Source organism: Kamptonema animale CS-326, from assembly GCF_028330895.1.
Taxonomy (GTDB): Bacteria; Cyanobacteriota; Cyanobacteriia; order Cyanobacteriales; family Microcoleaceae; genus Kamptonema; species Kamptonema formosum.
Map to the genome: position 1 here is coordinate 1 of NZ_JAQMUA010000186.1, position 14,254 is coordinate 14,254.

Annotated in this window: 13 protein-coding genes; 7 read left to right on the forward strand and 6 right to left on the reverse strand. The window is 43.2% G+C overall.

The genetic code is table 11. The features are described from left to right. Positions 1-42: 42 nt before the first annotated feature. The 6 genes from PN499_RS10975 (at position 43) to PN499_RS11000 (ending at position 5,480) form a co-directional block, all read left to right on the forward strand. The gene (locus tag PN499_RS10975) at positions 43-942 is read left to right on the forward strand and encodes a hypothetical protein (RefSeq protein ID WP_272031900.1); all 900 of its coding nucleotides are present in this window, start codon (positions 43-45) and stop codon (positions 940-942) included. A 373-nt stretch (positions 943-1,315) separates the two neighbouring features. Next, a complete protein-coding gene (locus PN499_RS10980; protein WP_272031901.1) occupies positions 1,316-2,752 on the forward strand; it encodes a DUF3370 domain-containing protein in 1,437 nt (478 codons plus the stop codon). Positions 2,753-2,800: 48 nt separating this feature from the next. Further along, the gene (locus PN499_RS10985; RefSeq protein WP_007355854.1) at positions 2,801-3,019 is read left to right on the forward strand and encodes a hypothetical protein; all 219 of its coding nucleotides are present in this window, start codon (positions 2,801-2,803) and stop codon (positions 3,017-3,019) included. Position 3,020: 1 nt separating this feature from the next. Next, positions 3,021-3,536 carry a tetratricopeptide repeat protein gene (locus PN499_RS10990; RefSeq protein WP_272031903.1) on the forward strand — a complete coding sequence of 172 codons (516 nt, stop codon included), beginning with the start codon at positions 3,021-3,023 and terminating at the stop codon, positions 3,534-3,536. A gap of 69 nt (positions 3,537-3,605) precedes the next feature. Further along, the gene (locus PN499_RS10995; RefSeq protein ID WP_272031904.1) at positions 3,606-4,643 is read left to right on the forward strand and encodes an S-layer homology domain-containing protein; all 1,038 of its coding nucleotides are present in this window, start codon (positions 3,606-3,608) and stop codon (positions 4,641-4,643) included. A 210-nt stretch (positions 4,644-4,853) separates the two neighbouring features. Beyond that, positions 4,854-5,480 (forward strand): SH3 domain-containing protein, encoded by a 627-nt coding sequence (locus PN499_RS11000; RefSeq protein ID WP_272031905.1) that lies wholly within the window; start codon positions 4,854-4,856, stop codon positions 5,478-5,480. A gap of 167 nt (positions 5,481-5,647) precedes the next feature. On the opposite strand, the gene PN499_RS11005 is transcribed toward PN499_RS11000, so the two are convergent. Continuing rightward, on the reverse strand, positions 5,648-7,123 hold the full coding sequence (locus PN499_RS11005; RefSeq protein WP_272031906.1) for a peptidoglycan-binding protein: 1,476 nt from the start codon (positions 7,121-7,123) through the stop codon (positions 5,648-5,650). A gap of 440 nt (positions 7,124-7,563) precedes the next feature. Between PN499_RS11005 and PN499_RS11010 the strand changes: the two genes are divergently transcribed. Continuing rightward, a complete protein-coding gene (locus PN499_RS11010; RefSeq protein WP_272031913.1) occupies positions 7,564-8,502 on the forward strand; it encodes an NF038130 family PEP-CTERM protein in 939 nt (312 codons plus the stop codon). 256 nt (positions 8,503-8,758) lie between these two features. On the opposite strand, the gene PN499_RS11015 is transcribed toward PN499_RS11010, so the two are convergent. The 5 genes from PN499_RS11015 to PN499_RS11035 all read right to left on the reverse strand — a co-directional run bounded on the left by PN499_RS11015 (position 8,759) and on the right by PN499_RS11035 (position 14,180). After that, positions 8,759-10,861 (reverse strand): M3 family metallopeptidase, encoded by a 2,103-nt coding sequence (locus tag PN499_RS11015; RefSeq protein WP_272031908.1) that lies wholly within the window; start codon positions 10,859-10,861, stop codon positions 8,759-8,761. A 257-nt stretch (positions 10,862-11,118) separates the two neighbouring features. Beyond that, positions 11,119-12,090 carry a glutaminase A gene (glsA, locus tag PN499_RS11020; RefSeq protein WP_272031909.1) on the reverse strand — a complete coding sequence of 324 codons (972 nt, stop codon included), beginning with the start codon at positions 12,088-12,090 and terminating at the stop codon, positions 11,119-11,121. A 220-nt stretch (positions 12,091-12,310) separates the two neighbouring features. Continuing rightward, the gene (locus tag PN499_RS11025) at positions 12,311-13,177 is read right to left on the reverse strand and encodes a hypothetical protein (RefSeq protein ID WP_272031910.1); all 867 of its coding nucleotides are present in this window, start codon (positions 13,175-13,177) and stop codon (positions 12,311-12,313) included. A 113-nt stretch (positions 13,178-13,290) separates the two neighbouring features. After that, positions 13,291-13,413 carry a hypothetical protein gene (locus PN499_RS11030; RefSeq protein WP_272031911.1) on the reverse strand — a complete coding sequence of 41 codons (123 nt, stop codon included), beginning with the start codon at positions 13,411-13,413 and terminating at the stop codon, positions 13,291-13,293. Between the two features lie 473 nt (positions 13,414-13,886). Then, positions 13,887-14,180, reverse strand: coding sequence for a TIGR03792 family protein (locus tag PN499_RS11035; RefSeq protein ID WP_272031912.1), 294 nt, complete (start codon positions 14,178-14,180; stop codon positions 13,887-13,889). Positions 14,181-14,254 lie beyond the last annotated feature (74 nt).

Consider the following 14,254-nt stretch of genomic DNA (forward strand, 5'->3'; position numbering starts at 1 on the left):
AACAACTAACAACTAACAACCAACAATTAACAAATACCAATTATGCTGCGTAAGTTAACAATTTTTTTAATGGCTGTGAGCTTATGTTTGACTACTATAGGCTGCGGTTCTTCTACTCCAACGCGCAATGCGAATCAGAACGTTAATGCTACTGCCTCACCCAATGCTAATCGAAATGGTAATTCGGCGATCAATCGCTTAGCTCAGGGTCAATATCCTGTACAGCAAGCTACCTACAATGATGCGGATGGAGAATATACCTTAATGTTGCTCAATACGCCGGCTGGAAGTTCTTCTGTTTATCGGACAACAGATTTACAAATGGCTCGGCTAAGTGATGAAGAAATTAGTGGCGGTAAGAAAAGTTATCTCAGTATAGAGGGCAATCAGCCGAGTTTGCACTTGACAGAAGACTTCAAAATTGAATACGTCCATAATGTCACTGAAACTGTAAGTAATCCTCAAACGGGTCAGACTGAAACTGTTGTAGTTAGGCAACAATCTAATTTCTGGGCCCCGTTTGCAGGAGCGCTAGCGGGTCAAGCTTTAGGTAGCTTATTATTTACTCCCCGCTACTATGTTCCTCCTGTTTATCAGCCAGGGGGAATTATGACAGGATACGGCGGTTATGGTAATAGCTATCGGGAAGCTGTTCAGGGATACCAAACTCGCTACCAAGCGCCGCCTCCAGCAGTCAAAAACCGCCAAACTTTGCGGACAACTGGAGGGTTGCGATCGCCTTCAGTCAATAGACCAGTTACTCGACCATCTTCGCCAGATAGAACTCGTTCTACAGGTTCCGGTTACGGCGGTAGTAATTTACGGCGATCGCCTTCTGCACGTCCTAGCCAAAACAGGCGACAACCGAGTTTTGGTAGCGGTGGGCGATCGCGTCCCGTAGCTCCTTCACGGCGCGGTGGTTTCGGTAGTAGACGACGCTAAAGGAGATGGGGCGATCGCACCGCGTGCCCCTGAATAACAGGGAGTTGGGAACATTCATTGGTGTCAACTTAAGCTGAAAGCCGCCAGGGGTTAAAACCCCTGTCTAAATAAATTAAGTCCTCTGAAGAGGACTAATGAGTTTTTTAGTCCTCTTCAGAGGACTTGCTCTTTGAGACAGGGGTTTTAACCCCTGTCGGACTCAAGGTTTGGCGATGCAGGACTTACGCACCCAACCAAAGAAACCGGGTTTTTTGACGAAAATACAGCAGTTGCCACAACGGTTAGGATATTCTCAATCAAGGATTTAGACTGTAGGCAAATTTAGACTAGCGTAAATCCTAAATAGTTCTAAATTCGCCTACAGCCAAATCAAATGATTCCCAAAAAAAGTAAACTGACTCGAATTGCTTTGATCGTCGCGATCGCGATCGCCAGCGGTGGATTATTTTTACTCAAAAAACCTGCCCCATTCGTACAAGCACAGACTCCATCGCCCTCACCAACTCCCGCTAAGCCAGCACCCCAAGAAATCCTAGTCAATAATGAAGTGCGATCGCTGCCTGGATCGTTGGATAATGTACCCATGCTCAACAGCGACAGTCCAGAATGGGTGAAAAAAGAGGGAATTTTGCTCTCTACCTTTCCTTCAGAAGGGAAAAAAGTACCCGCAGCTCATCTTAACTTCCCATTTCAGGGAAAATTTAACTTATTCGCCCATCACTTCACCCATACTCCCCCAAACTTGCAAACCTTATACATCGGGGCGATTGTACACAATCCCGGCAAACAACCCGTAACGGTGGAAGTCTTACAGGCAGCGAGTTATCTGATGGAACCAGATGCGCCTTTCAAACAAAAGCCGCCAATAAGTGAGAATCCTCAAGGGGAAGTATATTCTGGTCACGGCATTCGTGCTGTAGATAATATTTTGCGGGGAGTGCGACAACCCAATTTTCCCGCAAAACTGGTACTTGCCCCTGGGGAAAGCAAGATGCTACTCAATGGTTCAATTCCGGTGCGGGAGTTGCCAAAGCCTATAAATGGTCGTTCTACCTTTATGGCATTGAAAAGTAGCGGTAAAGTTTACGCTGCGACTTTGGCGTTGTATGCCAAGAAAAATCCCGATGGTAGCGATCGCGCCCCTACTCTCAAAGAATGGCAAGATTTGTTATACAATGGTAGCTTAGCTCTACCCCGCGACAAAACTCCGACACCACCCGGAGCCCCTGGCAATCTGATTTACAGTCGCGTTGCAGGCGTGCAACAAGGTTCGCGATGGCAAGCACAATTAGTAGATAAAAATAGCACTAATCTCACAATTCCCCAACGCGGTAAGGCTTATTCCTACGGAATCGCCACCCTCCGAGGCGGTAGACTCGGTACAGACCAAGTGCAAACAGCAAAACTGCTAGTACGCTATCCAGATACGGCCTACGAAGCACACGGTAACTACGGTGTCCACTACGATCTTACTTTTCCTCTGCACAACACGAGCGATCGACCGCAGCAAGTGGCGATCGTACTGGAAACACCTTTGAAAGAAGATAAGTTAGTAAAAAACGGGTTACGATTTCGCAAACCTCCCTTAGATTTCCCCTATTTCCGAGGCACAGTCAGGTTGCGTTATAAAGATGATAGGGGTCAAAATCTGACACGCTACGTGCATTTGTGGCATCGAGTTGGTCAAGTTGTAGAACCGATGGTTAAGTTGAAATTAGCAAGCGGAGAAAAGCGATCGGTACAGGTAGATTTTATCTATCCTCCTGATTCTACGCCGCCGCAAGTATTGAGCGTGAAAACTTTGGAGTAATATTGTTTGTAATAAGGGCTAAAGCCCTTTCAAACATAGCTTAATTGCATGAACTCCGACTCTGATAATTTAGAGGGCAAGAGATGTCAGCTTGTTGCTGAAGTACCTGGCCCTCCCGATACAAACTACAAATACTGCGTCTACAAGTGTAAAGACTGGCGTGGCGGCTTAATAGCTAGACCACTTAAAAAAGAATATGATTGTCCAAAAGAAATAGATTGGTGGGATTCTAATGAAATTCCCGGAGCAATACCCGAAAATGAGTAAAATGTCTAATTTTGAAACAGGAATAACTGCTTTTGAATCTGGAAACTATGCTGAAGCATTGCAAATTTTGCTGCCACTAGCAGAGTCAGGAAATCCTGAAGCCCAGTTTTCAATTGGCTGCATCTACGACCCAATATTCGGCATTCAATCTGATGCAGCTAAAGCGATTTTGTATTACCACCAAGCCGCTGAACAAGGTCATCTTGTTGCACAAAATAATCTGGCAACGCTTTACTTGAGCGATAAAAATGTAGAGCAAGCAATTAAGTGGTATCGCAAAGCAGCAGAACTTGGATTCCCTTTTGCACAGGAGATACTCGGCGATATCTATTCCCTTGGTTTAGGTATAGACGATGGCGAAGCCGCAATCATCAAGGATGAGTTAGCCGCAATAAAATGGTACAAGAAAGCCGCCTTGCAAGGATTCTCTACTGCTAAGCGCAGATTAAGTGAAATGTCTGCTGAAGATACAAAAATTGATTTAGAAATTGGCAAACTACGATCGCCCAAATCATAAATTTACCCAAGATTTTGCAATTAAGCGATCGCTGTGGTTTAATTGACACATCGCTATGCAGGGAAAACTATGGCATCTCCAGAACCCCCATCACCGGAAAACAAACCTCTAGGCTTCGATGAATGGATTGCGATCTCAGTTGCGTTCAGCGCGATCGCAGCCATTTTCTTTTGGTCAACTGGTCAAAATGGCAATCAACTAGACATCTCAACTTCGCCATCTCCCAGTCCATCCTCTAGCATACCAGCAAGGCTGAACCAATCGCAGCCAGTCGAGAAAAGTCCTAGTCAACCTTTGGCTAGTCCAAGTGTCAGTCCCTCTTCATCTCCTGCTAAACCTCAACCGCAAGCAATTCCTTTCATTCCCCCTGCGGCAAATATCATTCCTCAAGCAGCAATCATTAACTCTGTCCCCTTACCCGCCACTCCCAAACCTCAATCTCCTCCAGTTAAAACAGCCATAGTTCCTGCTAAAATAAGTCCTGTACCTCAATCGAATTCTACCCAAACTGCTGCGATTAAATTCTCTGATGTTCCTGACAAATATTGGGCGCGTCCCTTTATTGAAAAACTCTCAGAACGCAAAATCATTACTGGTTTTGAGGATGGTAATTTTCGACCAGAACAGCCAGTAACTCGAGCAGAGTTAGCAGCAATAATTGAAGGCATAGTTACTGACCAAAAACTCGCACAGAAACCTGTTAACTTTAAGGATGTAAAAGCTAATAACTGGGCTGTTCCTGCCATTGCCAAATCTGTGCAAGCTGGATTTATGAAAGGATATCCCGGAAATTCTTTCCGTCCCGATCAAAATGTGCCCAAAGTGCAAGTTGTGGCAGCTTTAGCCAGCGGACTCAACCTGAAACCACCCACAAAATCAGCTTCAACTTTAAAGAGTTATAAAGATAGTAAGCAGATACCAAGTTGGGCTATTGAACGAGTAGCAGCAGCAACACAGGCTAACCTAGTTGTTAACTATCCAAATCGAGATTTACTCAACCCAAATCAACCAGCAACTCGCGCTGATGTAGCTGCTATGGTTTATCAAACCTTAGTTAAACTGGGAAAAGCAGAACCCCAATCTTCTGATTATATTGTTCGTCCTTGAATAGTCGTCAGGTGGACGTTGCTGCTAATAATATCTGCAATCAAATGGAGTCGTAAGGTGAGCGCTGTCGCTAATAATATTTGAATACAAATTGAGCTTTAAACAGCAGCGCCCACCTACTTTAAGTTATTAAATTAAGTTAATTTTAGTGAGATAGTTTTTCGGAAATGATACGATCAATATCACACTGGATTTAATAAAGATTTAGAAATGAAACCTCAAAACATTCTACTGATTGTAACGACAGTGGTTGCCTCATTTTTCATTGCCGTTGGTGCTAAAGCAGATACTGTAAAGGCTCGCTGTGATGTTTATCTTCAAGGAGAAGATCGAGCATCGTCTTCAGGGCCATGTACCTTTTCTCAACGTCAAGGCGTTGTTGGTATCCAACTCCAAAATGGCAAACGCTACGATCTGAGCCCAGTTGGAGATCGACCGGGAAACTATGTAGACCAGAATGGTAAAGCCGCCTATCGCCAAGCTGGTTTGGGCGATCGCGGTCAAATTTATCGATTAGCAACTGAGTCAATTTATGTGTATTGGGATGCAACTTCCAATGACAAAGAAAGCAATCCATCAGGGAGTGGCAAAAGTCGGATTAACACTTTGCGGTCTGATAGTCCCAATGGTCGTATCAGTGTGCGATCGCAACCTACGATTAGTTCAAGTTCCCCACACTATGGGGTAGCGGGTGACAAGGTGGAAGTGATTCGCTGCGTACAGGATGGAGACACAGCGGATAGTGACCTCAATTGGTGCAACATTCGGTTTGTGGAGTCCGGCGCAACGGGTTGGGTTCGCAGCGACTTCCTCATTTTCGCAGACGGTGGCGAATAGCGTATTTAATAGTCGTAATGTGGGCGTTGCTGCCAATATATCTGCAATTAAATTAAGCTTTAAAAGCAGCGCCCACTCTACTTTTAAGTTAAGTCGTAATGTGGGCGTTGCTGTCAACAATATCTGCAATTAAATTGAGCCTTAAACATCCCCGCTTACCCTAGATTTTAATCTTGAAATATCATAATACTACCAGAATAGCAAGCAACCCAAACCTGCTTAGTTTCAGGATCGTAGGTAATTCCAACCGGGTGCGAATTAACATTAACTTTTTGCAGCACTTTCATATCTTTGGTACGGACTTTACTGACAGTATTAGAAAAGTAATTGACAACATAAAGCATTTGACCGTCACTAGAAATCGTCATACTACGAGGCGCTCTACCCGTACCAACTTTATCTACAACTTTACCAGTTTTAAGGTCAATTTTAGCGACAGTTCCCTCACCATTCAAAGTAGAATAAAGATATTTTCCAGCGGGGTCAATGTTCAAATGACGCGGCGAACTGCCAATATTTTTCAGCCTTTCTACAGAAAAATCTTCGAGACTTACCTTGGCAATATCGGAGGAACCCATGACAGCAACATAGGCATTTTTTGACTCTGCATCTACGGCAATACCACGCGGATATGCACCCAGTTTAATCCGCTTTATTTCCTGGTTTTTCTCGATGTCTACTACACTTAAATCCCACGTACACCAATTACTAGCTAGCAGAAAGCGGTTATCCGGGGAAACTGCATTAAATTTGGGAACGGAACCGACTTGGATAACTTTTTCGATGTTAAGAGATTCGGTGTTAATACGGTACAAGAAACTTAGATCGTGCTTTCCTGAAGGAGAACAGCGATCGCTACCTGGATTTTTAAATCCAGAACCGTACATTTGATAATTAGATACATAGGCGTACTTGCCATCAGTAGAAAAAGCTGCTTCAACCGGAGCACCTCGATAATTGCCTTTGAATTTTGAGAAGCCAAATGCTGATAACTTCACCGTATCGGGAATAGTTTTGACTAAATTGAATTTGCGATCGTAAACAGAGATTGTGTGGCGGTACATCATGTTTTGGGCAAAAAACAAACCTGCGCCCGAATAAACAACTGATTTAGGCGAAATATTGCCATAAATAGTTTTTTTGAGCGTCATCTTGTTTGAAGTCTCTGCTTTTTTCGGAGCATTATCTGTTTTACCATCGATCGCAGGTGGTTTAACATTCTCAGACTTAGATGTTTGTTGGGAATATGTCTTAGTTGTGGTTAAAGTTGCCTGAGATTCCTCAGATTTAGATTGTAGCTTTGAGAGAGTACGACGGCCAGCAATTCCGTCAACTTTCAAACCTTTTTCTTGCTGAAATTTTCTGACAGCAGCGCGAGTTGCAGAGTCGTAAAATCCTGTAGTTTCACCAGCATAGTAGCCTCTCGTTTGCAATTTTTTCTGGAGTTCGACAACTTCAGGGCCGCGATCGCCTCTTCTCAGGGCCAATGCGGGATTTCCCCAACTCAAAATAGTCAGCAGAATACTAACAATTACTAAAGGAATAGAAGTTAAACTAAGGGGATTTTTCCAATTTTTTGCCGGGTGAAAGTTAGCAGTTTTTTCATGAGTTACAGCTAAATTGAAGTCAGTTAGTTTATCCATACTTGTTAAGTTTTATATTGTTATGTTGCTTTTAGTTAAGATGAGTATTTTGTTAATCAAAATATAATTTACCCTAAAAGCGCATGGCAACAAATAAGCATTAGGACTTAGGTGAAAATACTTATAGCAGTGCCATCTTATGAGTGTAAATCCTCAGTAATTAATAATATCACCGATTGCCAGTCTCCCTACTTCTGCTGCCACAGTAAGATTACGGACAGGAAAGCCAAGCTTATCCAAATCTTTACACAAAGCTTAAGTAAATTCTACAGTAACTTTATAATTCACCTTTGGGAAGAGTTTAGACTAGGACGGAATAGAAGGAAAATATGCCGCTAGAAGTCACAGTTCTCTACCCTTATGTAGTTGAAATTACTTAGGGATGCCAAACAATTACCACTTAGCTTGAGCTTCCTCACTTCCATGTTAAGCAATTTTTAATTAGCGCATCAGTATTAGCTGGTTTGGGTGCGATCGCTCCTGCTTCATCTTTAGCTGCATCCATCACTGGTGCTACCATTGGTGGTACAGCAGCTTATTTAACATATTCCTCCAACGGTACTAACACATTCACAGTCGCTAATACTCAGGCTAACGTACAAGCAGCCCTAGATGGAGATAGTAGCAATCCTGGTGGGAACGTAGAGCTATTTTCTAATAGCGAACAATCTCCAATTTCCCCAGCAAATATATTTCAGAGCTTTAATGCTCTTTACAATTTCTTAGATTATAATCAATACACCAGCTTAAGCGGTCAAATTGGCGGTCAAGACATCGTTTTAAGTAGTTTAATGGCTACAGATTGGTTCGGAGAATTAGCCGTAAATAGCGTTAAGACAGCTATAGCTAGTGCTAGCGCGATCGCAAATCCTATCCTAAAAGCAGCCGCTTTTTCAGCAGCAATTGCACCTCTTTACAACTCACCAAGTTTAGCCAAGAAGTGGTTTACAGATGCACTATCTGAATACGGTATCGCTTCCAATCAACTACTATTCAATACTTTTCTACTTGCCGGTGGGTTTCAGCGTTTTAGCGACCCAAATATTTCTTATGTCAATCAAGATGGCGGGACAATTAAAATTGGTTTAGCGGGTCACTACGATGCCGCAGCTTTGTTAGGAATTCCTTCAATACCTGGATTGCCCTTACAAGCAAGCGAACTTGTTAAAGTTATTTATGGCGGTAAAACTGAATATAAATACAGTTTTAATGCCACACAATCTGGTTTAACAGCTTCAGATGACGGCATTTCTCATAGTGGTAATTACGAAGTCACTCTAAGCGCTGAAGCTGTTCCAGAACCAACAACAATGGTGGGTTTAATTTTGGGTGGAAGTGGCTTACTTGCAGCCAGACGCAAATCGATGAAAAAAGCATAACAGCAACCGCTTTCAGCGGTTAGGGGCTAGGGGCTAGGGGCTAGGGAAAGAAGGGAAAGGGAATAGAATCAGCGAGTTTGGTGGAACTCAGAACGTCTTAACCGACTACAGGAGTTGCTACATACATTTTACGTAACGCCTCCCTCTGGGCGGCGTTACGGATATTTTTGCATAACTCCTGTTAGTCTTAAGGTAGGTGTTGCTGCTAAAAATGTCTGCAAAAAATTGACCTTTAAACAACAGCACCACCTTACTTTTAAGCAACAGCTAAACCAGTATGTACCAATAAAGGTTTAGTGCTCGGTTCCCTTCCTCGGAAAGCCTTAAACACCTCCATCGGATGCAAACTTCCCCCTAATCCCAACACAGTATCGCGAAAACGAGCCCCTGTAGATGCGATCGCATCTTCATTTTCCAAACCAGCCTCCTCAAAAGCCGAAAAAGCATCAGCACTCAAAACCTCAGCCCATTTATAACTGTAGTATCCCGCCGCATAACCGCCAGCAAAAATATGTCCGAAGGCGCACAAAAATGAATCTCCAGGCAATGGCGGTAAAACAGTTGTAGTCTTAGCAATGCGGTTGCGAACATCCATTACACTTTCCTCGCCTCCTGGCTGATAGCCGTGATGCAATTCAATATCAACCAAGCTAAAATGTAACTGCCTTAACATCCCGCTACCACTCATATAATTGCGTGCAGCCAGTAACTTTTGATAATAATGTTCTGGCAAAGTTTCCCCTGTTTCGTAATGCTTAGCCATGCCGAACAGAGTAGCGCGATCGTAACACCAATTCTCCATAAATTGACTGGGTAATTCCACTGCATCCCACTCAATATTATTGATGCCTGCCGCCCCCGGATGGTCTACTTTTGTCAACATATGCTGCAAGCCATGACCGAATTCATGGAACAAAGTTTCAACTTCTATAAAGTTCATTAAACTCGGCTTTCCATCTACAGGAGGAGATTGATTGCAGACTAAATAAGCCACTGGCAAGCGTGTTTTTTGTCCGTCTACATCGATGATTTTAGCCCGCACAATACACTCATCCATCCAAGCACCACCGCGCTTTTCTGCGGGACGACTGTAAGGGTCTAAATAGAAATACGCGAGCGCATTTCCTTTCTCATCAGCAATCTGGAAATAGCGCACGTCCTCATGCCATACTGCCGCCTCACCATCAGCAGCAGTCACAGTCACGCCAAACAGCCGATTTACTAAAGTAAATAAGCCATCAAGTACCTGGGGTAAAGGAAAATAAGGCCGCAATTCTTCAGCACTAAAAGCAAACTTTTCTTCGCGCTGACGTTCTGCCCAAAAACTGATATCCCAGTGCTTCAAATCTTGAGCTTCCGGGGAGCCTTTTGTAGCAGCAAAAGCCTTTAAATTCTCCAAATCTTTGATAGCAGCATCATAACTAGCGCCGCGCAATTCTTCCAGCAAAGCCTCTACAGCTTCCACATTAGGAGCCATTTTACTAGCTAAACTCAATTCAGCATAACTGCTAAATCCCAGCAAAGCAGCTTTCTCTTTTCGCAATTCTAAAATGCGATCGATTAGCGGCCAATTATTCAACTCGCCGCTAGAAGCACGACTCATAAAAGCTTTGTAAAGCTTTTCTCGCAAGTCGCGGCGGGTGCTGTGCTGCATGAAAGGGCCATAACTGGGGAAATCTAAAGTGATGCGCCAAGGGCCATTTTCAGTAGTAGCATCTTCTGCGCCTTCGGCACGAGCAGATTGAGCGGCTAAACTGAGTAAACTAGGAGGTAAGCCATCAACTTCATCCTTATTTGTCAGAGTGAGACTAAAAGCTTTTGTAGCGTCAAGAACGTGGTTAGAAAATTTAGTACCAATTTCTGCTAATTCCATTTGAATAGCATTGAAACGTTCTTTTTTATCCCCTTCTAATCCTACGCCAGAAAGCTCTGAATCTCGGATAGAGGATTCTACAATTCGCTTTTGAGCTGAGTCTAAACTTTCCCACTCGCTGCCGCTATGCAATGCTTTAAAAGCATCATATAACGGTTTACTTTGGCTAAATTTATTCCAAAACTGGACAACTTGAGGCTGCATAGTTTCGTGAGCAGTTCGCAATTCTGGGCTATTCTTAACACCAGTTAAGTGTCCAATTATGCCCCAACTCCAGTTTAAACGCTCTACAATGCTCTGTAGCGGTTCTACTAAGCCACTCCAAGTCGGTTTAACAGTTGCTTCTAAGCTGTTAAGCTCTTTCTCTAGTTCTGCCAGTATTTGTGTGATTGCAGGGACTACGTGCTCTGCTTTAATGGCATCAAAGGGGGGTAGTCCTTTGCCAATTAGTAAGGGGTTTTCAGTAACGATCGCAGTTGCAGTCATAGGATTTTTCAGTAAGACATTGACAAGGGTTGACTTTTAATCTTGTAGCACAGTTACCTGTTTAATTACTTGGCGGTTGAAACCGCTACTACACAAACAAAGTCGGTCTGTGCGGACTATAAGAATCAGACGAAATCTGCATGAGTTGGGTTAAAATTCTACAGTCCGCGCAGGCGGACTTCGTTTGTATAGCCGCGAATTTTATTCGCCAGCTTAAGTTGACTTCGTTTGTATAGCTGCGAATTCTATTCGCCAGCTTAAGTTGACTCAGAATTAACTCCCAAAAATTGAGAATTGTCCGCTCGTAAATCGAATAAGTGCAGGCCAAATTGTTCGGAAATTTCCTCACATACCTTAAGACCTCTCACACTACTACCATGAGAATCCAGCAAAGGTGAGAAGACTGCAATCCCCATTTTATGAGGAGCAACGGCGATAATTCCCCCAGAAACGCCGCTTTTGGCGGGAAGGCCGACTGTATAAGCCCATTCACCCGCGAAGTTATACATACCGCAAGTGTACATAATTGTTAAAATATTTCTCACATAGCGAGATTCAACAGCCCGTGCTTTGGAGATCGGATTGATGCCACAATTAGCGAGGGTGGCGGCCATAACTGCTAAATCTTGGCAGTTAACCATGACAGAACATTGCTGAAAATAAAGGTCTAGAGCTTCGTCGATATTGGGCTCAATCATGCCAAAATTGAGCATGAGGTGTGCCATTGCGCGGTTGCGATGTCCGGTGCTGCGTTCTGAGGTGAAAACGGACATATCTACGAATAAATCGCGACCGACATAACGCTGGAACATATCTAACATTCGGTTGAGGCGTTCGGTGGGGTCTATGCCTTTGATTAAACTGGTAGTAGCGATCGCGCCTGCATTTACCATTGGATTGTAAGGCCGTTTTGAAACTTCATCTACTTGAATAGAATTAAAAGCATCTCCCGTAGGTTCAACACCAACTCTGGTTAAAACGTAATCGCGACCCCGATCTTCTAAGGCCATTCCATAGACAAAAGCTTTAGAAATTGACTGAATTGTAAATAGTTGATCGCAGTCACCAGCTTGATAAATTTGACCGTCTGCTGTGACAACACAAATGCCAAACCAGTCAGGATTTGCCTTTGCTAGTTCGGGAATGTAGTTAGGCAGTACACCCTCTTTTAGTGGCTGGAATTTCAGGTGTAATTCGTCGAGGAAGGTTTGAATCGGAGAATTTAGCAAGGTGGCGCTCCATATTAATCATAGGACTTACGCATGAAGTACGAAAAATCGGGGTTCGGGATTGCTTCGCTGGGTTCGCAATGACATAACGATCTTGTATCTGCATAAGTCCTAAATCATATAGCAACCGCCAAGGCAATCAGAGCAAACTTTGGCAATTGCTAAAACTATTGATTTTATTGTATTTTTCTTCTTCCTTCTTCCTTGTTCCTTCTTCCTTCTATTCTGTTTGCTGCAACTGCTTCACAACATAAATTAACCGCTTGAGGTGAGGTTTCAAAACTTCTTGCTGCTCTTGTTCTAAGCGGTTAATTTTGGCTGCGATCAGCGATAAATCTTCTCCAGTTTGGGGAGAGATAGTTTGCACATCATTCTGGAGAGTTGCGATCGCTTCTTGAATTAATAAAAACCTGGCATTTAAAACCCTCCAATCTTCTTGGGTGAGCGCATTTTCTGTCAAGTGTTTAGTCATGCTTTGCAGTTGCGCGATCGCTTCCCGGATCGGTTCTATATCTGCGGCTTCTGGGATCGATCGAGCTTGCACTTCTGCACTTACTTGCTGCCGAACTTCGATCAAAGCTGATGCTACAATCTCTTGTAGAGAAGACACCGACTGACCCAGACTGAGAATCTGTTGCTCAAAATCTATAGAGTCAAAGTTTTCTGAACGAGGAATCGCCACAATTTGCTGGCGGAGAGACTCAATATCTGCTGATAATTGCTGGCGAAGTTTAACTACGATCGCGACAGTTGTTCTTTCCATTTTCTCAAGCGATCGCCGCACTTCAGCAATTTCTGGATCTTGAGAAACCACCTTCTGCTGCTCAAAACGATAGCGGTTAGCAACAGAGAGGGAAAGTGCTAAAGTCAGGGGAGCCACCCCATAAAAAGCTTGACCCGAAAGCGCCACAGCTAGGGAACCGAGAGCAGATGCACCGAGAGAAGCATACTCAGCCAACTCCAGCCAGTGCCTTTTGTGAGAAGTTGGTCTCACTTTTGGGAGTGAGGGGTCGAGCTTCCGCACGGCTTTAGGAGTCATAGTGTCTTCCCGTCTTTGATAAACTTGTTGCGAGACTTGGGGGATCATCGGGTTCTATCCTTATTAACTCATATACTCGCTAGGGGTTAGCCCAAGAGTTTTCTGATTATTTTAATTTTGGCATGAGGCTTGACTACAGCTCGTTTAGCTTGTTTGGGACTTTAAGAGGATTTTACCACTTTTGCGATCGCATCTATAAATCCCGCGCCTGGGCCAGTCAGCCAAACTAGCACACCCTCCCCCGCCGCAAACTCCTGAGTGTAGCCATTGACTGGGTACTGCAAATAATCTAACTCCCGGATACCCCTGACCACACTATAGCGCGTGACTTTTATTAACGAAGGAGAGGAGGCGAGAAGCGATCGCGCTTAACGCCAGCACAAACTAAAATAAAATGATATGATGGCAATTTCTAATACCAATTGAAAATCAGAACTTAAAAAATGAACTCAAATAACAAATATCTTCACCAAATTCGCTCTATTTTCAGCGTTACTCTTTTTGTAGCTCTTGTATTAGGAGTAAGCTATTTAACAGTAAATTTTTTCATCCGCATAGTAGAAAAATTTGCCTAATTTCAACTTTTAACCGCAGATGAATCCAACTCTGCACGGATAATTTTATACTCATCTGCTTGGATCTGCGGTTAAAAAACATAACAAACCTAAGTTATTTATGATAATAATTTAAACCCATGAAGATTGATTGAGTAAAATCTATTCTCACAATTCATCTAGGATTGCTATATTCTTTAAGTCTAATGCAAAAACTTCCGTACCTGATACTCACGAAATTCAACAATTGGCATCTGTAAATCCCCCATCAATTGGTCGATTTCATCTATTTTATTTTGCGGAATAGACTTCCACTGTTCTCTAGTTTCCCAACGAATCATAAATACGACCTCATTTCGCTCTGGATCTACCCATGTTTCTTTGCCTAGAAAACCAGGGAAGCTTCTTAATCCAGCCGTCCAAACTTCTTCGTCTCGCTGAATAAAAGCCTCACATTTTTCAGCAGGAACTCTAAATTTCAACCACTCAATTATCATTTCTTACTCGTTAGTTGTTCGTTGTTAGTTGTTAGTTGTTAGTTGTTATATTATCATGTCCGTCAAAATACTTG

Bases quoted from the DNA above. Each gene is read 5' to 3' on its own strand.
- PN499_RS11000 (WP_272031905.1), top strand. From the start codon at position 4,854: ATGAAACCTCAAAACATTCTACTGATTGTAACGACAGTGGTTGCCTCA.
- PN499_RS10995 (WP_272031904.1), top strand. From the start codon at position 3,606: ATGGCATCTCCAGAACCCCCATCACCGGAAAACAAACCTCTAGGCTTC.
- PN499_RS10985 (WP_007355854.1), top strand. From the start codon at position 2,801: ATGAACTCCGACTCTGATAATTTAGAGGGCAAGAGATGTCAGCTTGTT.
- PN499_RS11015 (WP_272031908.1), bottom strand. From the start codon at position 10,861: ATGACTGCAACTGCGATCGTTACTGAAAACCCCTTACTAATTGGCAAA.
- PN499_RS10980 (WP_272031901.1), top strand. From the start codon at position 1,316: ATGATTCCCAAAAAAAGTAAACTGACTCGAATTGCTTTGATCGTCGCG.
- PN499_RS11025 (WP_272031910.1), bottom strand. From the start codon at position 13,177: ATGATCCCCCAAGTCTCGCAACAAGTTTATCAAAGACGGGAAGACACT.
- PN499_RS10975 (WP_272031900.1), top strand. From the start codon at position 43: ATGCTGCGTAAGTTAACAATTTTTTTAATGGCTGTGAGCTTATGTTTG.
- PN499_RS10990 (WP_272031903.1), top strand. From the start codon at position 3,021: ATGTCTAATTTTGAAACAGGAATAACTGCTTTTGAATCTGGAAACTAT.
- PN499_RS11005 (WP_272031906.1), bottom strand. From the start codon at position 7,123: ATGGATAAACTAACTGACTTCAATTTAGCTGTAACTCATGAAAAAACT.
- PN499_RS11035 (WP_272031912.1), bottom strand. From the start codon at position 14,180: ATGATAATTGAGTGGTTGAAATTTAGAGTTCCTGCTGAAAAATGTGAG.